This window comes from Micromonospora sp. CPCC 205546 (assembly GCF_036902715.1).
Classification (GTDB): domain Bacteria; phylum Actinomycetota; class Actinomycetes; order Mycobacteriales; family Micromonosporaceae; genus Micromonospora.
In genome coordinates this window covers 15,213-40,303 of sequence record NZ_JBAKHL010000028.1, presented here as the reverse complement: position 1 = coordinate 40,303, position 25,091 = coordinate 15,213, and the positions used below count along the sequence as shown (strand labels likewise).

At 73.5% G+C, this 25,091-nt stretch carries 19 protein-coding genes; 14 read left to right on the top strand and 5 right to left on the bottom strand.

Translation table 11 applies throughout. The features are described from left to right. From V6U77_RS15640 to V6U77_RS15615, 6 genes are all read left to right on the top strand, one after another. The gene (locus tag V6U77_RS15640) at positions 1 to 1,938 is read left to right on the top strand and encodes a fumarate reductase/succinate dehydrogenase flavoprotein subunit (RefSeq protein WP_334607055.1); all 1,938 of its coding nucleotides are present in this window, start codon (positions 1 to 3) and stop codon (positions 1,936 to 1,938) included. After that, a complete protein-coding gene (locus V6U77_RS15635; protein ID WP_334607054.1) occupies positions 1,935 to 2,699 on the top strand; it encodes a succinate dehydrogenase/fumarate reductase iron-sulfur subunit in 765 nt (254 codons plus the stop codon). The genes V6U77_RS15640 and V6U77_RS15635 overlap by 4 nt, the downstream gene beginning before the upstream one ends. 401 nt (positions 2,700 to 3,100) lie before the next feature. Further along, a complete protein-coding gene (locus V6U77_RS15630) occupies positions 3,101 to 4,285 on the top strand; it encodes a zinc-dependent alcohol dehydrogenase (RefSeq protein ID WP_334607053.1) in 1,185 nt (394 codons plus the stop codon). Continuing rightward, positions 4,282 to 5,226 carry an SDR family NAD(P)-dependent oxidoreductase gene (locus tag V6U77_RS15625; RefSeq protein ID WP_334607052.1) on the top strand — a complete coding sequence of 315 codons (945 nt, stop codon included), beginning with the start codon at positions 4,282 to 4,284 and terminating at the stop codon, positions 5,224 to 5,226. Before V6U77_RS15630 ends, V6U77_RS15625 begins: the two co-directional genes overlap by 4 nt. An 86-nt stretch (positions 5,227 to 5,312) precedes the next feature. Beyond that, complete coding sequence (locus tag V6U77_RS15620; protein ID WP_334607051.1) at positions 5,313 to 6,323, top strand: serine hydrolase; 1,011 nt, start codon at positions 5,313 to 5,315, stop codon at positions 6,321 to 6,323. Positions 6,324 to 6,429: 106 nt separating this feature from the next. Then, positions 6,430 to 7,575, top strand: coding sequence for an MBL fold metallo-hydrolase (locus tag V6U77_RS15615; protein WP_334607050.1), 1,146 nt, complete (start codon positions 6,430 to 6,432; stop codon positions 7,573 to 7,575). Between the two features lie 7 nt (positions 7,576 to 7,582). Here the strand turns inward: V6U77_RS15615 and V6U77_RS15610 are convergent, their stop codons facing one another. Further along, a complete protein-coding gene (locus tag V6U77_RS15610) occupies positions 7,583 to 9,094 on the bottom strand; it encodes a deoxyguanosinetriphosphate triphosphohydrolase family protein (RefSeq protein ID WP_334607049.1) in 1,512 nt (503 codons plus the stop codon). A 177-nt stretch (positions 9,095 to 9,271) separates the two neighbouring features. Here V6U77_RS15610 and V6U77_RS15605 point away from each other — a divergent pair, with 177 nt between their 5' ends. The 6 genes from V6U77_RS15605 to V6U77_RS15580 all read left to right on the top strand — a co-directional run bounded on the left by V6U77_RS15605 (position 9,272) and on the right by V6U77_RS15580 (position 17,186). Further along, positions 9,272 to 11,713, top strand: coding sequence for a Tex family protein (locus V6U77_RS15605; RefSeq protein WP_334607048.1), 2,442 nt, complete (start codon positions 9,272 to 9,274; stop codon positions 11,711 to 11,713). A 289-nt stretch (positions 11,714 to 12,002) separates the two neighbouring features. After that, a complete protein-coding gene (locus V6U77_RS15600) occupies positions 12,003 to 12,437 on the top strand; it encodes a hypothetical protein (RefSeq protein WP_334607047.1) in 435 nt (144 codons plus the stop codon). A gap of 248 nt (positions 12,438 to 12,685) precedes the next feature. Then, a complete protein-coding gene (locus V6U77_RS15595) occupies positions 12,686 to 13,381 on the top strand; it encodes a sugar transferase (RefSeq protein WP_334607046.1) in 696 nt (231 codons plus the stop codon). Next, positions 13,378 to 14,526, top strand: coding sequence for a DegT/DnrJ/EryC1/StrS family aminotransferase (locus V6U77_RS15590; protein ID WP_334607045.1), 1,149 nt, complete (start codon positions 13,378 to 13,380; stop codon positions 14,524 to 14,526). The genes V6U77_RS15595 and V6U77_RS15590 overlap by 4 nt, the downstream gene beginning before the upstream one ends. Beyond that, positions 14,523 to 15,167, top strand: coding sequence for an acetyltransferase (locus tag V6U77_RS15585; protein ID WP_334607044.1), 645 nt, complete (start codon positions 14,523 to 14,525; stop codon positions 15,165 to 15,167). The genes V6U77_RS15590 and V6U77_RS15585 overlap by 4 nt, the downstream gene beginning before the upstream one ends. Before the next feature lie 147 nt (positions 15,168 to 15,314). Beyond that, positions 15,315 to 17,186, top strand: a complete 1,872-nt coding sequence (locus V6U77_RS15580) for a nucleoside-diphosphate sugar epimerase/dehydratase (protein WP_334607043.1) — start codon at positions 15,315 to 15,317, stop codon at positions 17,184 to 17,186. Between the two features lie 132 nt (positions 17,187 to 17,318). Here the strand turns inward: V6U77_RS15580 and wecB are convergent, their stop codons facing one another. The 4 genes from wecB to V6U77_RS15560 are packed head-to-tail and all read right to left on the bottom strand — an operon-like array spanning position 17,319 to position 21,836. Beyond that, positions 17,319 to 18,443 (bottom strand): non-hydrolyzing UDP-N-acetylglucosamine 2-epimerase, encoded by a 1,125-nt coding sequence (wecB, locus tag V6U77_RS15575; RefSeq protein ID WP_334607042.1) that lies wholly within the window; start codon positions 18,441 to 18,443, stop codon positions 17,319 to 17,321. Further along, positions 18,440 to 19,678 carry a glycosyltransferase family 4 protein gene (locus V6U77_RS15570; RefSeq protein ID WP_334607041.1) on the bottom strand — a complete coding sequence of 413 codons (1,239 nt, stop codon included), beginning with the start codon at positions 19,676 to 19,678 and terminating at the stop codon, positions 18,440 to 18,442. Before V6U77_RS15570 ends, wecB begins: the two co-directional genes overlap by 4 nt. After that, positions 19,675 to 20,802, bottom strand: a complete 1,128-nt coding sequence (locus tag V6U77_RS15565) for a polysaccharide biosynthesis C-terminal domain-containing protein (protein WP_334607040.1) — start codon at positions 20,800 to 20,802, stop codon at positions 19,675 to 19,677. Before V6U77_RS15565 ends, V6U77_RS15570 begins: the two co-directional genes overlap by 4 nt. Continuing rightward, positions 20,796 to 21,836 (bottom strand): SDR family NAD(P)-dependent oxidoreductase, encoded by a 1,041-nt coding sequence (locus tag V6U77_RS15560; RefSeq protein WP_334607039.1) that lies wholly within the window; start codon positions 21,834 to 21,836, stop codon positions 20,796 to 20,798. The genes V6U77_RS15565 and V6U77_RS15560 overlap by 7 nt, the downstream gene beginning before the upstream one ends. A 350-nt stretch (positions 21,837 to 22,186) precedes the next feature. On the opposite strand from V6U77_RS15560, the gene V6U77_RS15555 reads away from it, so the two are divergent. Both V6U77_RS15555 and V6U77_RS15550 read left to right on the top strand, forming a co-directional pair. After that, positions 22,187 to 23,587, top strand: a complete 1,401-nt coding sequence (locus tag V6U77_RS15555) for a hypothetical protein (protein ID WP_334607038.1) — start codon at positions 22,187 to 22,189, stop codon at positions 23,585 to 23,587. Between the two features lie 152 nt (positions 23,588 to 23,739). Beyond that, a complete protein-coding gene (locus V6U77_RS15550; RefSeq protein WP_334607037.1) occupies positions 23,740 to 25,077 on the top strand; it encodes an O-antigen ligase family protein in 1,338 nt (445 codons plus the stop codon). The last annotated feature ends 14 nt before the right edge of the window (positions 25,078 to 25,091 follow it).

The following is a 25,091-nucleotide window of genomic DNA, read 5'->3' as shown; positions in this document are numbered from 1 at the left end:
ATGGATCTCTACATCGAGGGCGACCCGATCGCCGACACCAAGGCTCCCGACGGCCCGATCGAGACCCGCTGGGAACGCCGCCGCTTCGAGGCCAAGCTGGTCAACCCGGCCAACCGCCGCAAGATGACCGTGATCGTGGTCGGCACCGGCCTGGCCGGCGGCTCAGCCGCCGCCACGCTCGGCGAGCAGGGCTACCGGGTCAAGACCTACTGCTACCAGGACAGCCCACGCCGGGCGCACTCCATCGCCGCGCAGGGCGGCATCAACGCCGCCAAGAACTACCGCAACGACGGCGACTCGGTGCACCGCCTCTTCTACGACACCGTCAAGGGCGGCGACTTCCGTTCCCGGGAGTCGAACGTGCACCGGCTGGCCGAGGTCTCGGTCAACATCATCGACCAGTGCGTCGCGCAGGGCGTCCCGTTCGCCCGCGAGTACGGCGGCCTGCTGGACACCCGCTCCTTCGGCGGCGCGCAGGTGCAGCGCACCTTCTACGCCCGGGGCCAGACGGGTCAGCAGCTGCTGCTCGGCGCGTACCAGGCGCTGGAGCGGCAGATCGGCCTCGGCAACGTGGAGATGAACGCCCGGCACGAGATGCTGGAGCTGATCGTCGTCGACGGCAGGGCCCGCGGCATCGTGGTCCGGGACATGGTCACCGGCGAGATCACCACCGAGTTCGCGGACGCGGTCGTGCTCGCCTCCGGCGGTTACGGCAACGTCTTCTACCTCTCCACCAACGCCAAGGGCTGCAACGTCACGGCCACCTGGCGGGCCCACCGCAAGGGCGCGTACTTCGCCAACCCCTGCTACACGCAGATCCACCCGACCTGCATCCCGGTCTCCGGCGACCACCAGTCGAAGCTGACGCTGATGAGCGAGTCGCTGCGCAACGACGGCCGGGTCTGGGTGCCGAAGACCAAGGGCGACACCCGCAGCCCGAGGGACATCCCCGAGGACGAGCGGGACTACTACCTGGAGCGGATCTACCCCTCCTTCGGCAACCTGGTCCCCCGCGACATCGCCTCCCGCGCCGCCAAGAACGTCTGCGACGAGGGGCGCGGCGTCGGCCAGACGGGCCTCGGCGTCTACCTGGACTTCGCCGACGCGATCGGCCGACTCGGCCGCAAGGCCATCGAGGCCAAGTACGGCAACCTCTTCGAGATGTACGAGCGGATCACCGGCGAGGACCCGTACGAGGTGCCGATGCGCATCTACCCCGCCGTGCACTACACGATGGGCGGCCTCTGGGTCGACTACGACCTGCAGTCGTCCGTCCCGGGTCTGTTCGTGATCGGCGAGGCGAACTTCTCCGACCACGGCGCGAACCGGCTCGGCGCCTCGGCACTGATGCAGGGCCTGGCCGACGGCTACTTCGTGCTGCCCAACACCATCGCCCACTACCTGGCGTCCAACCCGCTGGAGAAGGTCGACGCCACCCACCCGGCGGCCGTGCAGGCCCGCGCCGACGTCGAGGACCGCATCCAGCGGCTGCTGGCCGTCGACGGCGACCGGACCGTGGACTCGTTCCACCGCGAGCTGGGCCAGATCATGTGGGAGCACTGCGGCATGGAGCGCAGCGAGGCCGGGCTGCGCAAGGCGATCGACGAGATCCGTGCCCTGCGCGAGCAGTTCTGGCAGCGGGTCCGGGTGCCGGGCACCGGCGAGGGCCTCAACCAGTCGCTGGAGAAGGCCGGCCGGGTGGCCGACTTCTTCGAGCTGGCGGAGCTGATGTGCATCGACGCCCTGCACCGCGAGGAGTCCTGCGGCGGCCACTTCCGGGCCGAGCACCAGACGCCCGACGGCGAGGCGGAGCGCGACGACGACCGCTTCGCGTACGTGGCGGCCTGGGAGTTCACCGCCACCGGCGAGCCCTCGGTGCTGCACAAGGAAGACCTGAACTTCGAATACGTCCACCCCACGCAGCGGAGCTACAAGTGAACCTGACCCTGCGCATCTGGCGCCAGTCCGGCCCCGAGGACAAGGGTCGGATGGTGACCTACAAGGTCGACGACGTCTCCCCGGACATGTCCTTCCTGGAGATGCTCGACGTCCTCAACGAGCGGCTGATCCTCGCCGGCGAGGAGCCGGTGGCGTTCGACCACGACTGCCGCGAGGGCATCTGCGGCATGTGCGGCCTGATGATCAACGGTGACGCGCACGGGCCGCAGCGCGGCACCACCGCCTGCCAGCTGCACATGCGGCAGTTCTCCGACGGCGACACGATCGACATCGAGCCGTGGCGGGCCCGGGCCTTCCCCGTCATCAAGGACCTGGTGGTCAACCGGGGCGCCTTCGACAAGATCATCGCGGCCGGCGGCTACATCACCGCGCCGACCGGCAGCGCCCCCGAGGCCCACTCGACCCCGGTCGCCAAGGCCAACGCGGACGCCGCCTTCGAGGCGGCGGAGTGCATCGCCTGCGGCGCGTGCGTGGCCGCCTGCCCGAACGGCTCGGCCATGCTCTTCACCGCGGCGAAGGTCACCCAGCTCTCGCTGCTGCCACAGGGCCAGCCGGAGCGCTACACCCGGGTCGTCGGCATGGTCGACGCGCACGACGAGGCCGGCTTCGGCGGCTGCACCAACGCCGGTGAGTGCACCGTGGTCTGCCCCAAGGGCATCCCCCTGAACACCATCGGCCGACTGAACCGCGACTACCTGATGGCCACCTCGAAGCGGGGCGACGACATCCCCGGTTCCTGAGCCTCCGCACGTCAGGCCGGCGAGGTCGGCGCAGGGCCGCCGCGTCCTTCCGAACGCGGCGGCCCTGGCCGTACCACCCCCCGGTCGTCGGTCCGCGGTCCCTGCTCGCCTGTCGCGTCGGCCCTGCCCGACGCGCCCCAGCCGGCCCGCCGCGCCCGCCTGCTCGCGCCTGTCGAGCTGAATCGTCTGCGACATCAGCTGAGTCGTCCACGACATCAGCTCGACAGGCGGCCGAGTCGTCGTCGTTGCCCCACGCCGGATCAGCGCGCGCGGCTGCCGGAGCCTCCTGGGCGCCGCCAGCCGGCGCGCGCACCCGGCCCGTCGGTCGGCACCCGGGCACCGGTTCAAGTGGGCAGGGGCGGGTAGCAACCCTGGGACGGCACGAGGAGGGGCGACGGGACATGAAGGCACTCACCTGGCAGGGCAAACGGGACGTACGGGTGGAGGAGGTGCCCGATCCGCGGATCGAGGAGCCGACCGACGCGGTCGTCCGGATCACCTCGACCGCGGTCTGCGGCTCCGACCTGCACCTGTACGAGGTGCTCGGGCCGTACCTGAAGCCCGGTGACGTCCTCGGCCACGAGCCGATGGGCATCGTCGAGGAGGTGGGCCCGGGGGTGACCCGGCTCAAGCCCGGTGACCGGGTGGTGGTGCCGTTCAACATCTCCTGCGGCTCCTGCTGGATGTGCGACCGGCAGCTGTACGCGCAGTGCGAGACCACCCAGGTCACCGCCGAGGGCAAGGGTGCCGCGCTGTTCGGCTACACCTCGCTCTACGGCTCGGTGCCCGGTGGGCAGGCGGAGTACCTGCGGGTGCCGCACGCCCAGTTCGGCCCGATCAAGGTGCCCGACACGGGGCCCGACGAGCGCTGGCTCTACCTGTCCGACATCCTGCCGACCGCCTGGCAGGCCGTGAAGTACGCGGACACCCCGCGCGGCGGCACCCTCGCCGTCTTCGGGCTCGGGCCGGTGGGCCAGTTCTGCGCCCGCATCGGCCGCCATCTCGGCGCGGAGCGGGTCATCGGGCTCGACCTGGTGCCGGAGCGGCTGGCGATGGCCCGCCGGCACGGCATCGAGGTGCTCGACGTCAGCGAGCTGGACAACGTGCCCGACGCGTTGATCGACCTGGTCGACGGGCGCGGCCCCGACGCCGTCATCGACGCCGTCGGCATGGAGGCCCACGGCGCGCCCCTCGGCAAGCTCGCCCAGACCGCCGCCGGGCTGCTGCCCGACAAGCTCGCGCAGACCATGACCGACAAGGCGGGCGTCGACCGGCTGGTCGTGCTCAAGGCCGCGCTCAAGGCCGTACGGCGGGGCGGCACCGTCTCCGTCTCCGGCGTCTACGGCGGCGAGGTCGACCCGATGCCCCTGATGGAGATGTTCGACCGGGGCGTGCAGCTGCGGATGGGCCAGTGCCACGTGCGCCGGTGGACCGACGAGATCATCCCGCTGCTCTCGGGCGACGACGACCCGCTGGGCGTGGAGGACCTGCGTACCCACCGGATGCCGCTCGCGCAGGCGCCGCAGGCGTACGAGATGTTCCAGAAGAAGGAGGACGGCTGCGTCAAGGTCGTGCTCGCGCCGTGACCCGGACGGTGGTCGTGACCGGCGCGACCAGCGGGATCGGCCGGGCGGCGGCCCGGTCCTTCGCCCGACGCGGGGACCGCCTCGTGCTCGCGGCCCGCTCCCCCGCCTCGCTCACCGCCGTCGGTGCGGAGTGCCGGGCCGCGGGCGCACAGGCGCTGGAGGTGCCCACCGACATCACCGCCGACGGCGCGGTGGCGGCGCTCGCCGAGGCGGCGCTCGACCGGTTCGGCGGCATCGACGTCTGGGTGCACACGGCGGCGGTGATGGCCTACGGCCGCTTCGAGGAGACCCCGGAGCGGGTCTTCGAGCAGGTGGTACGCACCGACCTGCTCGCCGCCGCCGCGGTGGCCCGGGTGGCGCTGCGCCGCTTCCGGGCCGACGGCGCAGGGACGCTGATCCTCACCGGATCGGTGCTCGGGCACATCACGGCGCCGTACATGAGCGGGTACGTGGCGAGCAAGTGGGGGTTGCAGGGGCTGACCCGCACGTTGCAGCAGGAGGCCCGGGAGACACCGGGGGTGCACGTCTGCATCGTCAACCCCGGCAGCGTGGACACCCCGGTCTACCAGCGGGCCGCCAACCACCTCGGCCGGACCGGCCGGCCCCCGCCGCCGGTCACCACGCCGGAGCGGGTGGCGCGGGCCATCGTGGACTGCGCCGACCGGCCCCGCCGGGAGGTGTCGGTGGGCCGGGTCAACGTGGTCATGCGGGTCGGCTTCACCCTGCTGCCGGGCGTCTACGACGCCCTCGTCGGGCCGTTGATGCGGCTGCTCGGGCTGACCGACCGGCCGGTCGCGCCGCACGACGGCACGGTGTTCGCGCCGGAACCCACCGCCGCCTCGGTGCGCGGCGGCTGGCTGCCTGACCTGGGCAGGGTGGCGCGGGCCGTCGGGGAACTGCCCGGCCCGGTCGTGGCGGCCGTCCGGCGCCGGCTGCCGTGAAGCCCGCGCGGGATCACCGGCGTCGATCGTTTCGCCTAGGGTGGTGGGCCGACCCACCACGACGGGAGAGACGATTGACTATCCGGGTGAACCGCAGGACCGCGCTGGGACTGGGCACGGTGGCCACGGTGGCCACGGCGGGCACGGTGCTCGGCGCCGCCGCGCCGGCGTCCGCCGCGCCCGAGGTCGCCGAGCCGGCTCCGGCGACGCCCCGGCAGGCCGCCCGCCGGGTGGCCGCGATCTACGAGCGGGAGACGGTGGCAGCGGGGGGCAACTGGCAGGCGTACGTCAGCGTCGCCGACCCGGCCGGCGCCCCGGTGGTGGCGGTGTCCGACGAGCCGGACCGGCGCATCGAGGCGTACAGCGTCAACAAGGTCGCGGTGGCCGTGGCGGTGCTCGACAAGGTCGACCGGGGGCTGCTGACGCTCGACCAGCGGGTCGAGGTGACCGAGGCGATCGTGGTGCCCGGCGGCGACGGCGTGTTCAGCCTCGACGGGGCCTACCCGAGCTTCGTGACGCTCGGCCACGTGCTGGCCAACCTGCTGACCGTCTCCGACGACACGGCCGTACGGCTCTGCGGTCTGGTCTGCCCCGCCGCCGAACTCAACGACCTCCTGCGCGGCAAGGGCTTCCCGAACACCCAGGTGCAGCCGGTGGCCAACCCCAACCGGTTCTTCCTCGGCACCAGCACGCCCCGGGAGACCCACGACCTGCTGCGCGCTCTGGTGGCCGGCACGCTGCTCTCGCCGGCCGGCACGGCGTTCGTGCTGCGGCTGCTGCGCGCCCCCGTCGCGTACACCGACGGGATCCGGCGGGTCATGTCCTCGACCGAGCGGGCCCGGGTCGCCACGAAGGCGGGCTGGTTCGCCGACGCCCGGCACGAGGCCGGGGTGATCTTCGACACGGCGGGCGCGCCCGTGCTGACGTACGCCCTCTTCGCCGACGGGCAGGCCGGGTCGGACGACTACGGCGCGACGCATCCCGCCGTCGCGGCCCGGGCCCGCATGGGCCGGCGCTTCCTCGCCGCGGTCGACCGCCTCACCGGCACCGGCCCCGCCCACCGGGCGGCCGTCCAGCGGCCCAGCAACGGCGGCTGAACGGCGCCCGACGCGCGGGGTCGCCACGGCGGCGGCCCCGCCGACCTTCCGGCGGTGCCTCGACCGTCGGGCTACCGTGGACGCGGGACACGGCGGAGGGACGGCGATGGGCGCACCAGCGGAACGCTCGGGACTCGAGGCGGCGCTCGGGCGCCGGCTGCGCGGTGCGGTCGGGCTGGCCGCGCTGGCCGGGCTCGCCTGGGTGGCCCGGGACGTGCCGGCGGCACTCGGTGGCCGGCTCACCGGCGCCCGCGCCCAGCGGGCCGCCCGCTCGCCCCGGTTCCGTGACGGCACCTTCCACAACCCGGGCGGCTCCCGCTCGATGCCCGGCGTCGCCGACCGCGGCCTGGTCCGTGAGCTGATCTTCGGCAAGCAGAAGCGCCGGCCGGGCGCCGCCGTGCCGCTGCTGCGCCCGGACGCCGCCCCGGCCGCCGACGTCGGGCGCGAGCTGAACGTCGTCTGGTACGGCCACGCCTCCGCGCTGATCGAGATCGAGGGTCGCCGGGTGCTGCTCGACCCGGTGTGGAGCGACCGGTGCTCCCCGTCGGCCCTGGTCGGCCCGCGCCGCCTGCACGCCCCGCCGGTGCGCCTCGACGAACTGCCCCCGGTGGACGCGATCCTGATCTCGCACGACCACTACGACCACCTCGACATGGCGACCGTGCAGGCGCTGCTGGGCGGCCAGTCGGCGCCGTTTCTGGTGCCCCTGGGAGTGGGCGCGCACCTCGACCGCTGGGGCGTGCCGGCGCAGCGGATCGTCGAGCTGGACTGGTCGGAGAGCCACCGGGTGGCGGGGCTGGAGATCACCGCCACCGCCGCGCAGCACTTCTCCGGCCGGGGGCTGCGCCGCGACGGCACGCTCTGGAGTTCCTGGGTGGTCGCCGGGGCGCACCGGAAGGTCTTCTACACCGGCGACTCCGGCTACTTCGACGGCTACGCCGAGATCGGCGAGCGGCACGGGCCGTTCGACGTCACGCTGATGCAGATCGGGGCGTACGACCGGGCCTGGCCGAGCATCCACATGTTCCCGGAGGAGGCCGTCGCAGCCCACCTCGACCTGCGCGGCGGGCTGCTCGTGCCGGTGCACTGGGCCACGTTCAACCTGGCCCTGCACGACTGGTCCGAGCCGGTGGACCGGATCTGGGCGGAGGCGAAGGGCCGGGACGTGCGGCTGGCCGTGCCCCGCCCCGGCCAGCGGGTGGTGGTGGACGACCCGCCGGCCGTCGACGGCTGGTGGCAGGCCGTCGCCTGAGGCGTCCTCAGAGGACGAAGGCGTCGGTCCACAGCGCCCCGGAGCGACCCGACAGGGCGTCCAGCATGGCGACCGCCTGGCCGTCGGTGAGCTGGGCGACGAAGTCGACGATCGCCCGGCCGCGGGCCTTGCCGATCCGGTCGGGCGTACGCGGGTGCAGCTCCGCCTCGGCCAGCTCCACCAGGTCGTGCAGCCGGCGCGGCAGCCGGGACGCCTCCTCGGGGTCGAGCAGCCAGTCCAGCAGCGCCTCGACCAGGGTGCCCAGCAGCCGGGCCTGCCCGCGCTGGTGCAGGGCCAGGTCGGGTCGGGCCAGCACGAAGCGGTGGTGGACGAACTTGAGCACCTGCACCTCGTGCCACTGCGCCGGAGCGAGCAGCACGTGCCCGGAGCGCACCGCCGGCTGCTCCACCACGGTGATCGCGTCGACGAAGCGGGTCGTCCACCGGGCGGAGAACCGGGCAACGTACTGCTCAGCCTCGATGGAGCCGTCGAAGGGCATGGCGAGCAGCCCCTCCACCAGCTCCTCGCGCACGTGCTCGACGGCGGCGGCGAACGCCTCGTCGTCGGCGACCCAGGCGTCCTTGCGGTGCAGTTGCCGGCGCAGCCGCTCGATCGCCGAGCCGGGCCGGCGGGCGGCGGCGGCCAGGGCCGCGTCGGTGATGGCCCGGAAGTGCCCGCTCTCGCGCTGCCAGGCCATCAGCTCGGCGGCCACCGCGCCCTGCTGGAGCACCCCGACCCGGTAGAAGTCCTCGACGTCGTGGATCGCGTACGCGATGTCGTCGGCCGTGTCCATGATCGACGCCTCGGCGGTCTGCTGCCAGTCCGGGATCCGACCCACGAAGGGCTCCCGGGCCTGCCGCAGGTCGTCGACCTCGGTCCGGTACGCCCCGAACTTCGACGAGCCGCTGCCGGGGTCGTCCGGCGGCGCGGTGGCGCCGCGCGGCGGCGGGTCGAGCAGCCGGGGGTGCGGGTCGGGATGGTCCAGCCGCGTCCACGGGTACTTCAGCAGCGCCGCCCGCACCGCCGCCGTCAGGTCCAGGCCGGTGGTCGCCGCGCCACGGATCTCGGTGCTGGTGACGATCCGGTACGACTGGGCGTTGCCCTCGAAGCCGTCGGTCAGCCCGAGCCGCTGCCGCGCCAGCCGGTCCAGCACCCGCTCCCCCAGGTGCCCGAACGGCGGGTGGCCGAGGTCGTGCGCGAGCGCCGCGGCCTCCACCACGTCCGGGTCGCAGCCGCCCAGCTTCTCCAGCAGGTCACGGTGCCGTTCGTCGGCGGTGAGCCGCTCGGCGATGGCGCGCGCCACCTGCGCCACCTTGAGGCTGTGGGTCAGCCGGTTGTGCACGAGCAGGCCGGAGCCGCCGGGGCTGACCACCTGGGTCACGCCGTTGAGCCGGGCGAAGAACGGCGAGGCCACGATGCGGTCCCGGTCGGCCCGGAAGGGGCTGGCGGCGAGGTCGCCGAGCGCCCGGGCGCTGCCGCCGAAGAGCCGCCGGGCGCGCGGGTCCGCGGGAGTTTCCATGATCGCCACGCTAGCGCAGCGGGGCCCGGCGCGCCGACGGTCACCGCCGTCACCGCGGGCCGGGATGGCGGCGGCGCCCGGGCGAGTCGCCGCCACGCCGGGCCGGGGGCGACGACGGCCGTCGGTGCGGGCCGGCACAATGCAGGGCGGAACCCACACCGAAGGCGGATCGAGATCGTGACCCTCTCTGTTCATCAGCGGATCGCCGAGGAGCTCGGCGTCGCCGAGCGTCAGGTACGGGCGGCCGTGGAGCTGCTCGACGGCGGCGCGACCGTGCCGTTCATCGCCCGCTACCGCAAGGAGGCCACCGGCCTGCTCGACGACACCCAGCTGCGCACCCTGGAGGAGCGGCTGCGCTACCTGCGCGAGCTGGACGAGCGGCGCGCGGCGGTGCTGGAGTCGATCCGCGGCCAGGGCAAGCTCGACGAGGCCCTGGAAGCGCAGATCATGGCGGCGGACTCGAAGTCCCGCCTGGAGGACATCTACCTGCCCTACAAGCCCAAGCGCCGCACCCGGGCGCAGGTCGCCCGCGAGGCCGGGCTGGAGCCGCTGGCCGAGTCGCTGCTGGCCGACCCGGGTCAGGACCCGCGCCAGGCCGCCGCCGGCTACGTGGACGCGGAGCGGGGCGTGGCCGATGCCGCCGCCGCCCTGGAGGGCGCCCGGGCCATCCTCATCGAACGCTTCGCCGAGGACGCCGACCTGATCGGCACGCTGCGCGAGCAGATGTGGTCGCGGGGCCGGCTGGTCTCGCGCGTACGCGACGGGCAGGAGGCGGCCGGCGCCAAGTTCGCCGACTACTTCGACTTCGCCGAGCCGTACCCGAAGCTGCCCTCGCACCGGATCCTGGCCATGTTCCGGGGCGAGAAGGAGGGCGTGCTCGACCTGACCATGGAGCCCGAGGAGGCCGGCGAGGCCGACGCGGCGCCAACCGGGCCGAGTCGCTACGAGGCGGTGATCGCGGGCCGGTTCGGCGTCACCGACAAGGGCCGGCCGGCGGACCGGTGGCTGGCCGACACGGTGCGCTGGGCCTGGCGTACCCGGATCCTCATCCACCTGGGGGCGGATCTGCGGATGCGCCTGTGGCAGGCGGCCGAGGAGGAGGCGGTGCGGGTCTTCGCCACCAACCTGCGGGACCTGCTGCTCGCCGCCCCGGCCGGCAGCCGGGCCACGATGGGGCTGGACCCGGGCCTGCGTACCGGCGTGAAGGTCGCCGTCGTGGACGCCACCGGGAAGGTGGTCGCCACCGACACGATCTATCCACACGAGCCGCGCCGGCAGTGGGACGCCTCGATCGAGACCCTCGCCCGGCTGGCCGGGGCGCACGGCGTCGAGCTGGTCGCCATCGGCAACGGCACCGCCAGCCGGGAGACCGACAAGCTCGCCGGTGAGCTGATCAAGCGCTACCCGCAGCTCAACCTGACCAAGGTGGTGGTCTCCGAGGCCGGCGCGTCGGTCTACTCCGCCTCCGCGTACGCCTCCCAGGAGCTGCCCGGGCTGGACGTCTCGCTGCGCGGCGCGGTCTCCATCGCCCGCCGCCTGCAGGATCCGCTCGCCGAGCTGGTCAAGATCGATCCGCGCTCGATCGGAGTCGGCCAGTACCAGCACGACCTGTCGGAGGTGAAGCTGTCCCGGTCGCTGGACGCGGTGGTCGAGGACTGCGTCAATGCCGTCGGCGTCGACGTCAACACCGCCTCCGCGCCGCTGCTGACCCGGGTCTCGGGCATCGGCGCCGGGCTGGCGGAGAACATCGTGCTGCACCGCGACGCCAACGGGCCGTTCCGCACCCGCTCGGAGCTCAAGAAGGTCGCCCGGCTCGGGCCGAAGGCCTTCGAGCAGTGCGCGGGCTTCCTGCGCATCCCCGGCGGCGACGACCCCCTGGACTCCTCCAGCGTGCACCCCGAGGCGTACCCGGTGGTGCGCCGGATCCTGTCCACCACCGGCCAGGACCTGCGCTCGTTGATCGGCAGGAGCACGATCCTGCGGGGGCTGCGGGCCACCGACTTCGTCGACGACACCTTCGGCCTGCCCACCGTCACCGACATCCTCGCCGAGCTGGAGAAGCCGGGCCGCGACCCGCGGCCGGAGTTCCGCACCGCCACCTTCGTCGAGGGGGTGGAGAAGATCGGCGACCTGGTGCCCGGCATGGTGCTGGAGGGCGTGGTGACCAACGTGGCCGCGTTCGGCGCGTTCGTGGACGTCGGGGTGCACCAGGACGGGCTCGTGCACGTCTCGGCCATGTCCCGGACGTTCGTCAAGGACCCGCGCGAGGTGGTCAAGTCCGGCGACGTGGTGCGGGTCAAGGTGCTCGACGTCGACGTGCCCCGCAAGCGGATCTCGCTCACCCTCCGGTTGGAGGACGACGCCGAGGCGGGCGCCGGGCGCGGAGGCCCGGACGGCGGGCGCCGCGAACGCGGCGGGCAGGCCGGACCGCGCGGCGACCGGGGTGACTCGCGGGGCGGCCGGGGTGCCCAGGGCGGCGGCGGGCGCGGCGGTCAGGGCGGTCAGCCCGGGCAGGGTGGCGGGCGCGGCGGGGCGCAGCGGCAGGGGCGTGGCGCAGCGGGGCCCGCGCCGGCCAACGACGCCATGGCGGACGCGCTGCGCCGGGCCGGGCTGGCCTGACGTACGCCGCTGCGCGAGCGGACCAGATCGCTCCCATCCCCTCAGGCACGGGCTCGCTCGCCCGTGAGGGGGTGGGAGCGATCTTCGCCGGCGGGGCCGAGGGATGCACCCGCGGGACGCTGTCGAGCTGATGTCGTGGACGACTCAGGCAACGACGATCCGGGCAACCGCCTGATGTCGCAAACGACTCAGCTCGACAGCGTCGTGCCGGTCCTTCCGTCCGCCGACCAACTGTGGCGACCCGGAGCGGGCTGTCCGGTGGCGGGCGGCGGAGCGTACCGTCGCGGTCGTGGACGGGGGCGACGGCCTGGACTGGCGGGAGCGGCAGCGGCGGGCGGTGCGGGCGCACGCGGCGGCCGACGAGCGGCGGCGGGCGGCGGAGCACGCCGAGGCGGCGGAGCTCGTCGCCTGGTTCGTCGCCGAGGCGACCCGGCGCGGGCTGCCCACGGAACGGCTCACGGCCCGGGGGCTCGACGGGCGGGGAAGCTACCGGACGCGGCTGCGCGGCTGGTACGTCGACCGGGCGCGCACCCGGGCCGTCGACGTCGACGGCCGCTTCCACCTGCTGACCGTGACGGGCGGCCCGCGCGCCCTGTTGTTCGGGGCCGAGCCGCAGCCCAGCCCGCCGCCGCTCGTGGTCGGCGCGGGCGGCCGGGACGGCGAGTCGATTCCGCTGCGCACCCTTCTGGAGCGCCGGTTGGAGACGGGCGGCGGGACGCCCTGAGGGTCAGTCGGCGCTGGAGCCCCTCCCGCGCCGGCCCGGCTGGCACCACCAGGACCGGCGAAACGCCAGGTCGAGGGGCACCTCTTCGGCTCCGGGCCGCGTCCTGACGGGCCATTACGCGGTTGACCTGTCGGGATCCGCGTCGAGTGTCGCGATTCCGCGCCGTCAGCACGTTCATCCCTGTTAGAACGTGTTTGTCGGTTGCTGCCCCCTGACTCTGCCTGGAGGTCGAGACCTTGCCTGGTTCCGTGAACACGCCGGAGAACCTCGAGCAGCAGCGCCGACCGGAGGCCCTCAAGCGCGGGCTCGACATGCTGGTGGCCGCGGTGCTTCTCGTGCTTACCGCGCCGTTGATCATCGTCGTGGCGGTGCTGGTGGCGGCGGGACTCGGCCGGCCGGTGCTGTTCCGGCAGCCGCGCGCGGGACGGCACGGCGAGGTGTTCGAGCTGGTCAAGTTCCGCACCATGCTCCCGCCGGATCCGCGGCGGGGCCGGGTGTCCGACGGGGACCGGCTGACGGCACTGGGGCGGTTCCTGCGCTCCACCAGCCTGGACGAGCTGCCGACGCTGTGGAACGTGCTGCGCGGCGACATGAGCCTGGTCGGCCCCCGCCCCCTGCTGACCGAGTACCTGCCGCGCTACTCCCCCGTCCAGGCCCGCCGGCACGAGGTCAGGCCGGGCGTCACCGGGCTGGCCCAGGTGCGTGGCCGCAACAGCCTGGGCTGGGAGGAGAAGCTGGAGCTGGACGTCTGGTACGTCGACCACCGCAGCCTGCGGCTGGACCTGTCGATCCTCGCCGCGACCGTCCGCACCGTGCTGCGCCGCGAGGGGATCTCCGCGGCGGGCTCCGCCACCGCGCCCGAGTTCCTCGGCACGCCCTCGCTCGTCACCGCCGCGGCGGGATCCGAGGCCACCCTGACCGTCCCCGCCGGGGGCAGCCGATGAGCCGGACCATACACCTGTCCCCGCCCGACGTCGGGCCGCTCGAGGAGTCGTACGTCGTCGCGGCCCTGCGGTCCGGCTGGGTCGCACCCGTCGGGCCGGACCTCGACGCGTTCGAGCGCGAGGTCGCCGCGCGGGTGGGCACCCGAGGGGCCGTCGCCGTGAGTTCCGGCACCGCAGCGCTGCACCTGGCACTGCTCGGCGTCGGGGTCGGGCCCGGCGACGCCGTCATCGTGCCGACGCTGACCTTCGTGGCGACCGCGAACGCGGTCCGCTACGTGGGCGCACGACCGGTCTTCGTCGACTGCGACCCGCATTCCGGAAACGTCGACGTGGGCCTCGTGGACGAGTTGATCCGGACCCTCACCCTGCGCGGGCAGCGCGTCGGGGCGGTCGTCCCCGTGGACCTCTTCGGCAGCTGCGCCGACCACACCGCGCTGGCCCCGGTCTGCGCGGCGGCGGGCGTACCGGTCGTCGAGGACGCCGCCGAGGCCCTCGGCGCGACGCACCACGGCAGGCCGGCCGGTTCGTTCGGTCGGGCCGGCGTCCTCTCCTTCAACGGCAACAAGATCATGACCACGTCGGGCGGCGGGATGCTCGTCTCCGACGACACCGCTCTGCTCGCGCGGGCCCGGTTCCTGTCGACCCAGGCCCGCGAGCCGACGCCGCACTACGAGCACCGCGAGACGGGCTACAACTACCGGTTGAGCAACCTGCTCGCCGCGCTGGGCCGCGCCCAGCTCGTCCGGCTGGACGGGATGATCGCCCGGCGCCGGCACCTGCGCGACCAGTACGCCAAGCTCTTCGCCCCGATCCCGGGTGTGCGACTGCTCGGGGTGGAGGATCCCGGCTCCAACTGCTGGCTGACCACCATCGCCGTCGACCCGCAGCGGGCCGGCTGGCGGGCCGAGGACCTGGCCGCCCATCTGGCGGGGCGGGACATCGAGACCCGCCCGGTCTGGAAGCCGATGCACCTGCAACCGGCGTACGCCGACGCGGAGCGCCTCGTCACCGGGGTGGCCGAGCGGCTGTTCGCCGACGGGCTGGCCCTGCCCAGCGGCAGCGCCCTGAACGAGCGGCAGGTCGGCCTCGTCCTCACCGCCGTCGACGAGTTCCTGGCGGCACGGACGGGAGCGTCGCCGGCGTGACGATCCCCCTGGTGGTCGTCGGCTGCGGCGGGCACGGCCGGGAGGTCCTCACGATCGCCCGGGCGATGGACGCCGCAGCCGGCCGACCGCGCTGGCACCTGCTCGGGTTCGTCGACGACCGGCCCGCCGAGGAGAACCTGAAGCGGGTGCAGCGGCTCGACGTGCCCTACCTCGGCGGCGTCGCCTGGCTGCGCGACGCGCCCCCGGGCGCGCACCACGTCATCGGCATCGGCGATCCGCGTGTCCGACGGGCGGTCGCCGCCCGGGTCGACGCGTACGGCACGCCGGCGGCGAGCCTCGTGCATCCGGCGGCGACGATCGGGCCGGACACGGTGCACGGCCCGGGCTTCGTCGCCTTCGCCGGCGCCCGGGTCACCACCAACGTGACGCTCGGCCGGCACGTGCATGTCAACCAGAACGCCACGGTCGGGCACGACTGCGTCCTCGCCGACTTCGTGTCGGTCAACCCGCTGGCCGCCGTGTCCGGCGACTGCCACCTGGCGGAGGGGGTGCTCGTCGGCACGACGGCGGCGGTGCTGCAGGGCCTGCGGGTGGGACGGGACAGCACCGTCGGGGCGGGCGCCTGCGTCGTCCGGGACGTGCCGGACGGTGCCGTCGTCAAGGGCGTACCCGCCCGTTGAACCGGACGGCCCCTCGGTCCGACGGCGAATATCCGGTCATCAAACCTGAAAAACCCAAACACACGTGTTCCGGCATGTATCAACTAAAGGAGCACAAAGCTCCTTCCGCCCTCAGCGGAAGCGGTCGGAGAAGGACAGGGAGCACAGATGCCGCCGGAAACAGAGACCACCCGCCTCGGTGAGCAGGGGTCACCCCGGGCCAGGGCGCGCCGCCGCACCGTCGGATTCCTCGCCACCGACAGCACCGCCTGGATCGGCGGGTTCATCGCCGCGGTCTGGTTCCGCTACGAGCTCGACCTGGCGTCCGGGCTGCTCGCGCGCGCCGCCGCCTGCGGCGCCCTCGCCGCCGTCGTGCACGTGGCCGTCGCGGCGGTCCGCCGGATCTACTCCGGACGCCACCCGCTGGGCAGCCTCCAGGAAGTGCAGGGGGTCGCGGGCACGGCGGCCACCACGGCCGCGATCATGCTGATCGGGCTGCTGCCCGCCGGCGAACGGCCGGTGCCGGCGAGCACGCCGCTGGTCGGGGGTGCCCTGGCGCTGCTGTTCATGCTGACCGCCCGGTTCACCTACCGGCACCGCCGCGACCTCGCCATGCGGCCGGACGCCCGGTCCTCCAACCCCGTGCTGCTGTTCGGGCTCGGCGACGCCGGGCAGGGGCTGCTCCGCGCCATGCTCGGTGACCCACGCGGGCGCTACCGTCCGGTGGGCGCCCTCGACGACGACCCCGACAAGCGGGACCTGCGCATCGGCGGCGTACGCGTGCTCGGCGGCCGGCAGGACGTGGCGGCCGCCGTACGGCGCACCGGCGCGACGACCGTGATCTTCTCCGTCGCCAATGCCGACGCCGCGCTGATCCGGCAGATCCGCGAGGCCACCCTCCGGACCGGGGCGGCGTTCAAGGTGCTGCCTCCGGTCCGGGACCTCGTCGACCACCGGATCACCGTCACCGACGTCCGCGACGTGCAGATCGGCGACCTGCTCGGCCGCCGTCAGGTGGTCGCCGACATGGCGTTGAGCGGCGACGGGCTCAGCGGTCGACGGATCCTCGTCACCGGTGCCGGCGGTTCCATCGGCTCCGAGCTGTGCCGGCAGCTGGCGAAGGCCGACCCGGGCGAGCTGATGATGCTCGACCGCGACGAGACGGCCCTGCACGGCCTGCAGATGTCGCTGGCCGGCCGGGCACTGCTGGACGGCCCCGAGCTGATCCTCGCCGATCTCCGCGACGACGAGGGCATCCGGCGGATCATCCGGGAGCGCCGGCCGGACGTCATCTTCCACGCCGCCGCGCTCAAGCACCTCACGCTGCTCCAGCGGCACCCCGGCGAGGCGGTGAAGACGAACGTCTGGGGCACCCTCTCCGTGCTCGACGCCTGCCGCGACGTGGCCCGGTTCGTCAACATCTCCACCGACAAGGCGGCCGACCCGATCAGCGTCCTCGGCTACTCGAAGCGCATCACCGAACGGCTGACCGCACACGCCGCCTCCCGGTTCCCCGGCACCTTCCTCAGCGTCCGCTTCGGCAACGTGCTGAGCAGCCGCGGTTCCGTGGTGACCGCGTTCCAGCGGCAGATCGAGCTGGGCAACCCGCTCACCGTCACCCACCCCGAGGTGACGCGCTACCTGATGACGGTGCAGGAGGCGGTGCACCTGGTGCTGCAGGCGGCCGAGATCGGCCGCGACGGGGAGGCGCTGGTGCTGGACATGGGCGAACCGGTGCGCATCGCCGATCTCGCCCGGCAGATGGCCGAGCAGGCCGACAGCAGCGTGCCGATCGTCTACACCGGGCTGCGCCCCGGCGAGAAGCTGCACGAGGACCTGTTCGGCACCGGCGAGACCGACACCCGGCCGCTGCACCCGCTCGTCTCGCACGTGACGGTGCCGGCCCTGGATCCGATGGACGTAGGCGGGCTCGATCCGTACGACGATCCGGAGAAGGTGATCGCGCAGCTCGCCCTGCTCTGCGACCACCCGGTCGGGTCGGTCCCCCACACCTGCGTGCAGGTGCCGTTGTCCCGCTGACTCCCGGCCCAGGTGGACGGACGCCGCGGACCCGTCGGGTCTGCGGCGTCCGTCCTCTACGGCGCCCCTCGGCGGCGCGCAGTGAGGGGCGGCGACCGGGAAGCTCCGGTCGCCGGCCCTCGCGGGTACGGCTCAGCGGCGGATGCCCGCCCAGTCGTGGTGCCGGCGGACGGTGGAGAGGATGAAGTCGGCCACGCGGCGGGAGGTGTCCGGGACCCGGTAGTCGACGGGGCACGGTACGCCCTGGGCGGCGACCTGGGCCACGGTGACCTCGACCGCCTCGACGACGCCCTGCGGGTCGAGCCCGGTCATGATGATGCCGCCGGCGTCCAGCGCCTCAGGCCGCTCGATCGACTCGCGCAGGGTCACGGCGGGGAAGCCGAGGATCGCGGCCTCCTCGCTGATCGTGCCGCTGTCGGAGAGCGTGCAGAATGCCCGCGACTGCAGGTGCACGTAGTCGAAGAGGCCGAACGGCTCGTGGAACGCGATGCCGTCGAGGGCGGCCGCGTCGGGCGCCAACGCCTCCAGCCGCTTGCGGGTACGCGGGTGCGTGGAGACCAGCACCGGGTGCCCCCACCGGTCGTGCACGGCCCTGAGGCAGTCGAGCAGACGCTGGAGGCGTGCCGGCTGGTCCACGTTCTCCTCGCGGTGCGCGCTGACCACGAAGTACCGGCCGGGTGCGAGGTCGAGCTGGCGCAGAACGCCCGAGGCGGCGACGTCGGCCCGGTAGTGCTCCAGCACCTCGCGCATGGGCGAGCCGGTGTGCAGGATCCGGCGCGGGTGCAGCCCTTCGGCCAGCAGGTTGCGCCGGGCGTGCTCGGTGTAGACCAGGTTGAAGTCCGCGACGTGGTCGACCAGTCGCCGGTTGGTCTCCTCGGGGACGTTGAGGTCGAAGCAACGGTTGCCGGCCTCCATGTGGTAGACCGGCACCCGCATCCGTCGGGCCATCAGCGCGGCGATGCAGCTGTTGGTGTCGCCGAGCACGAGCAGCGCGTCGGGGCGGGTCTCGGCGATCGCCGCCTCCATGCCGACCAGCACGCCGCCCAGTACCCGGCCGAGCGACGAGGTGTCCACCCGGAGGAACCGGTCCGGCTCGCGCAGCCGCAGCTCCTTGAAGAAGACGTCGGAGAGGGTGCTGTCCCAGTTCTGCCCGGTGTGCACCAGCAGGTGCTCCACCGTGTCGTCGAGCCGGGCGATCACCCGGGACAGTCGGATGATCTCCGGTCGGGTGCCGACCACCGTCATGATCCGGGTCATGCCCGCCCTCTCTCTGCTGCCAGCTTGGTCATGATGTCCTCGAACTGGTCCACGCCCACCCGTAGCGACATGCGCTCCTGGTAGATCCGTCGGGCCCGCTGGCCGAACTCCGCCCGGACCGCCGCGGACTCGGCCGCCGCGACGGAGAAGCGCGCGGCGAGCGCACGCCAGTCCCCCGGCGGTGACACCAGGCCGACGCCGGCCGAGCGGACCAGAGCCGCGGCGTCGCCGCCCACGGAGGCGATCACCGGGCTGCCGCAGGCCAGCGCTGCCTGCAGCTTCGACGGGATGCTGCCGCGCAGCGCCGGCAGGTCGCGCAGGCAGACCAGCTGCCAGTCGGCGGCGGCGTACAGCGCGGCCATCCGTTCGGCGGGCTGCCGGCCGACGAACCGCACGTTGTCGGCACCGAGCTCGGCGGCGAGCCGGCGTGCGGCCTCCTCGCCGGCGCCCGAGCCGACCAGCACCAGGTCGATCCGGTCGCGCACGGCGGCCGCCGCCCGGATGGCGGTCTCGATCCCCTGCAACAGGCCGATGTTGCCGGCGAACATCACGGTGCAGCGCCCGCGGTGGCCGAGCACCGCGCGGGCCTCGTCGGTGGCCGGCACCGGCCGGAACAGCGCGTCGTCGGTCCAGTTCCACACCACCCGGACCCGGTCCGGGTCCGCGCCGCGGGCCACGACCAGGTCGGCCATCGCCGGCGAGATCACCACGACGGCGCCGGCCAGGCGGTACGTCGTGCGCATCAGTGCGGCGACGCCGCGCTCCAGGGCCCGGCCCGCCCGTCCCGTGGGCGCCATGCCCGATCCGAGTACCGACTCCGGCCACAGGTCCTGCACGTGCAGCACGATCGGCGTACGCCGGGCCAGGCGGGCCAGCGCCGCCGCGGCGGCGGAGGTGGGTGGCGGGTGGTAGACGTAGGTGACGTCGACGCCCGCGAACCAGCGGACACCGCCCAGCGCGCTGCTGGCCCCGAAGGACAGGTGGCTCAGCGCGCGCCGGGCGGCGGACGTGTCGTGGCTGGGGTAGGCGGGCACCCGCCGGACGGCGACCGGTCCGTCGGACTCGGTGTGCCGCCAGCGCTGCCGCCAGCCGGGAAAGATCCGGCCGTGCGGATAGCTCGGAAAGGTGGTGAGCACCCGCACGTCGTGGCCGCGCTCGGCCAGCTGGCGCGCCAGGTTACCGGGGATGAACACCCCTTCGGGCGGGTACCACTGGCTGACCAGGCCGATCCTCACGCGGCGGCCACCGCGGGCTCCGGCCGGGCCGGCTCGACCGGCTCGGGCCAGGTGTCCGGCCGTCCCGGGTCGAACAGCTCGTTGGTCCAGAACATGGTGAGCAGGTCGTCGCCGCCGGTGTTGACCAGCTTGTGCGCCCACATGGTGGGCATGTCCACCAGCACCGGCTCGTCGCCGGAGACTCCGAACCGCACCACCCCGGTGTCGCCGACGCGGCGCAGGCTGATCTCCGCCGAGCCCCGCAGCACGACGAAGCGTTCCACCTTGGCCAGGTGGAAGTGCTCGCCGCGGGTGATGCCGGGCCGGGTGGTGGAGCAGAAGGTCTGGCCGCCTCCCCCGTGCGCCTTGACCGTCTCGACCAACTCGCCCCGGGCGTCCGCCCGGCGGGGCAGCGCCAGCGGGTAGTGCGTCGGGAAGCAGTGCGAGCGGTAGGTGTTGAACAGCCGCACGTCGTGCCGGTCCACGAGGGCCGGGAGCTCACCCGTCCGGTAGGTGGCGGCGACGTCGGCGAGCCGGTCGGCGAGGGCCCGTACGCCGGTCCGCAGCGCCGGCATGGCCGGGTCCCACGAGCCAGCGGCCGGGGCGCCGACGAGCCGGGCCGCCGCGTCGGTGACGTGCACCAGGCTCAGCTCGCGGTCGCCGTGCACCTCCGGCTGCCCGCCCTCGGCGAGCAGCCGACAGAACGTCGCGACCGCGGAGTTGTAGTACGGCCGGCCGTGCTCGCCGTACAGGTTCGGCAGCAGGACGTCGTCGACGGGCAGGCCCGTGTCGGCCAGGATGCCGGCGGCGGCGGCCTTGGCGTCGCCGTAGGGCGTGCCGTTGCCGGCCTGCACCGAGTTGGCGAAGACCACCGCGGCGGGCGGGGTCGGGCAGTGCTTGAGGCCCTGCGCGAGCTGGGCGGCGAGCTGCACGTTGCCGGCGGCCACGTCGGCCGGCTCCCCCCGGTTGACCCCGGCCAGGTGCAGCACCCGGTCGGCGCCGTCGAGCTTCGCCGCGACCCGGTCCGGCTCGGTTAGGTCGGTACGGGTGACGACGACGGGCTCCGGCCAGCCGAGGACGCGCAGCAGCACCCGCACGTGCCAGCCGAGGAAGCCGCCGGCGCCGGTGACGGCCAGCCTCAGCACGCCAGCACCGGGTCCCGCAGGGCCAGCTCGGCGCGGACCTCCGGCAGCGTCTTCAGCAGCTCGACGATCTCCGGTACGCCCAGCCGCGGCGCGTTGGCGGAGTTGAATTCCTCCGGTGGCCCCTGGCCGAGATCGCCCTCGGAGACGTAGAGCGCGTAGTTGAGGTCGCGGGCGTCCAGCGGCACCCGGAGGAAGTCGCCGAAGTCGTCCGCCTGGGCGAGTTCCTCCCGGCTGGCCAGCGTCTCGTCCTGCTTCTCGCCGTGCCGTACGCCGATCACGTCGAGCTTCGCGGGCACGTCGAACAGTTCGCAGACCGCCTCGGCCAGGTCGCCGATGGTGCAGGCGGCGGCCTTGCGGATGAAGATGTCACCGGGCCGGGCGTGCTGGAAGGCGTGCTCGACCAGCTCCACCGAGTCGGCCAGCGACATCAGGAAGCGGGTCATCCCCGGGTCGGTCACCGTGGGCGCCCGGCCGGCCTTGATCTGCTCGATGAACAGCGGGATCACCGAGCCGCGCGAGTACATGACGTTGCCGTACCGGACGCAGGAGACCGTGGTCGCGCTGTTCGGGTTGTTCCGGGCGTGTGCCTGGGCGACCTTCTCCATCATGGCCTTGCTCATCCCCATCGCGTTGACGGGATGGACGGCCTTGTCGGTGCTCAGCACGACCACGGAGCCGACCCCGTTGCGCTCGGCGGCCTCGACGACGTTGGCGCTGCCCAGGACGTTGGTGCGCACCGCCTCCAGCGGGAAGAACTCGCACGAGGGCACCTGCTTGAGCGCGGCCGCGTGGAAGATGTAGTCGATACCCCGGCTGGCACTCAGCACCGAGTCGTAGTCGCGTACGTCCCCGACGTGGTAGCGGACCCGGTCGTCGCCGAGCAGTCGGCGCATGTCGTCCTGTTTGGCCTCGTCCCGGCTGAGCACCCGGACCTCGCCGACGCCGCGCTCGAGCAGCCGCCGCACCATGGTCTTGCCGAAGGAACCCGTACCGCCGGTGATGAGGACCCGGCGGCCGGTGGTCGAATACGTCACTGGTTGCTCCCCGTCTCGGTTCTGGGATCGCGAGGGCCGCGCCGCAGGTCACAGGGCGGCGATCACACCTCGCGCAACGAGCCGGGCCACGAGTGGGAAACGGTTAAACAGGACGAACGGGCAGCACCACGGGTCGCTGCGACGCAGATTGTCCCGCTCAGGCGGCACCATTTCGAAAACGGGCAAAACCCGCTATTCAGGACTGCTATAACACCAGTCAACGACCGACGACACCACCACGCCGCGCACCCTGCGGGCGGTGGACCAGTGAGCGGAACGACCGGAGCCAGTGCGACCACCCGTCGGGAGGCACCCGACGGACCAGGTACCGATGCGGGGGCAGCAGCCGGATGACGACGACCACAGCGCTCCGGGACGGGCGCCTCCCGCCTAGGGCGCACGCCACGGCACCGTCCCCGGGACCGCAGGCCGCCCACGGGCGCCACCGGCCGGGCCACGCCTGGCTGCCGTTGCTGATCGCCATGGCCTGGATGCTCGGCACGTTCGGACTGTTCTGGACGGGCGCGCTGGCCGAGCAGGTGACGAGTCCCGCCCGGCTCTGCCTCTTCGTGTTCGCGGTAACCGGCGCCTTCGCCGCCGGCTACGCCCTACGCGTGCGGCGCCGGCAGACAGGCGCGACCGGTGCCGTGAGTCCACCTCAGGACGAGCGGCGGGTCCGGCAGCTGGTCGTGGCGAGCGCCCTCTACCACCTCGCCCTCGGCGCGGCTCTCCTCCTCGAGTACGGCGCCAACGGGCCGGGCGACATCCTGGCCAGCCTTCAGGACCCGGCGCAGGCGTACGCCAACAAGTTCGTGGTCTACCAGCATCAGCAGGACAGCGGACGGGTCAACCCGGCGATCCAGGCGCTGACCCTGCTCGGGGTCCTCGGCGCTGCGCTGATCCCGCTGCTCGTCATCCACTGGCGGCGCCTGTCGGGCGGCCTCCGGCTGCTCGGGCTCGCCGGGATGAGCGTCTATGCGCTCTTCTTCCTCTACATCGGCACCCTCAAGGGCCTGGGCGACTTCGTCGTGATGATCGCAGCCGGCCTGCTCGTCTGGGGCGCCCGGGACCGCGACCGGGCGCGGCCGAGGGCACGACGGGCGATCCGGCGGCGCTCCCTGGCGATCGTCGCCGTCGTCGCGGCCCTGTTCTGCGCCTACATGGTGAAGAGCCAGGCGGACCGGGTGGACCAGTTCGGCACCCAGGACCGGGTCCGTCCGAACGCCACCGTCGAGCGGGTGGTCGGACCGCATCTGGCCACCGGGGTGGCCGCACTCGTCATCTACCCGACGCACGGCTACCTGGGGTTGGCCCACAACCTGGAGACGCCGTTCGTCTGGTCGCGCGGGCTCGGCAGCACCCCGGTGGTCGCCTCGTACGCGGAGCAGTACCTCGGCGTCGACACCGACCGCCACCCCTCGTACCCCGTCCGGACGGAGGCCCGGACCGGATGGCCGTCGGGCATGTACTGGTCGACCATCTATCCCTGGCTGGCCTCGGACCTGACCTACCCGGGGACGCTGCTGTTCATGGCGTTCCTGGGCTGGCTCTTCGCCGCCATGTGGCTCGGCGCCGTCCGGTCCCGCCGGATCCTGCCGACGCTGCTCTTCGTCCAACTCTGCCTGCTCGTGGCCTACATCCCGGCCAACAACCAGCTGGGCCTGTCCCGGCCCACGGTGATCGGCCTGATCACGCTGCTGGCCGCAATGGGCTGGACGGCGCTCCGACGGCGGGTACGCGCGGCGTGGTGAGCACCACCTCGAATCGCCTGCCTCGTTGACCCTCCCGAGACCCGCAGGCCGGCTCCGGCCCACCGGTCGAAGCGGATGGCGGGCCGCCGCCGAGCCCTCGCCGGGGAGCGGGCGGGCGCCGGCCGGCCACCGCCGGCGGGAGGAGGAGAGCCGTGAGCCGACGGTACGAGGCGCCCGCATCGGTGCCGGACCGGACGGTGCAGTGGCCGTCCGCCGTCCCGGCGCCCCGGGTCCCCCTGCGCCCGGCCCGCACGACGGGGCCCGCGCACGCCGCATCCGACGAGCGAGGACGGGGGTTGACCTGGCTCGGCGTCCCGCCGCTCGGCCTCGCGGCCGCACTCGCACCGGTCGATCCCGGCATGGTGTTCGGATTCGGGCTGTGGCTGGCCGGGCTCGCGCTGCTCGGTAGCGGTCGGGTTCCCCGGCTCGGCCCCCTGGACTACGTGGCGCTTCTGCTCTGCGGCTGGACCACCGCGTCGTTGATGTGGACCCGTGACGTGGCCGCCAGTCAGACGGCGGTGCAGGCCTGGTGGACCGTGACGCTTCTACTGATCGGCGCTCGACACGTGCTGACCACTCGGCGACGGCTGCTGGCCGTGGCCGCCGCCCTGCTCGGCGGCACGGTCTGGGCAGCGGTCCGCCTCATCCTGGCGGGAGACACCGGGGAGCCGACGCTGCGCGTCGGCCTCGACGGCGTGGGTGTCAACTACACCGCCTACGCGCTGACCAGCGGCGTTCTCGTATGCGTCATGCTGCTGGTCGCCCGGGCCGGCAACCGTCCCGTCCGGGTGGGTCTCTGGGCGCTCTTTCCGCTGCTCGCCCACGCGATCGTGCTGACCGGGACCAGAGCCAGCCTCGTCGCCCTCACCGCCGTGGCCGGCTACCTGCTCTTCGCGCGCGTGTACCGGCAGGCCTGGGCGTGGTGCCTGGCGGTCGCGGCCCTGCTGTTGGTGGTCGTGCCGTTCGGTCACCTGACGCGGTACCGTCCCGAGTGGCTGGACGCCGCCTTCAGCAGACCGTTGGACGACCTCTCCGGGCGGCTGCTCGTCTGGCCGATCGCCGAGGCGTCCTTCTGGGAGTCGCCGCTGGTGGGCATCGGGGTGGGCGCGTTCCCGAGCACCAACCCCTACTTCGAGATCGGCGCCCATTCGCTGCTGCTCACCCTCGGCAACGACGTGGGCCTGGTGGGGATAGCCATCTTCGTCGCCCTGCTCACCCACGTTATGCGGGGCGCCGCACCGACCGCGGGACGCCGCAACGCCGCCCTCGTCGGGGTCCTGCTCGCCGGCTGGACGCCCATCTGGCTCAGCGGGCACTGGGAGATCTCACCGTTCGCGTGGCTGGTGCTCGCGCTCTGGTCCCGACTGCCCGTGGCGCTGGCCCTGCCGCGCGCCGGCCGGCGTCGGCGTCGGCGCACGTACCCGCCCGCACCGAGGCGACCTGCCCCTGGCCGGGCGTACGGTCGGACGGGGTCGTCCCTGACCGGCTGATCCGTCGCACGATC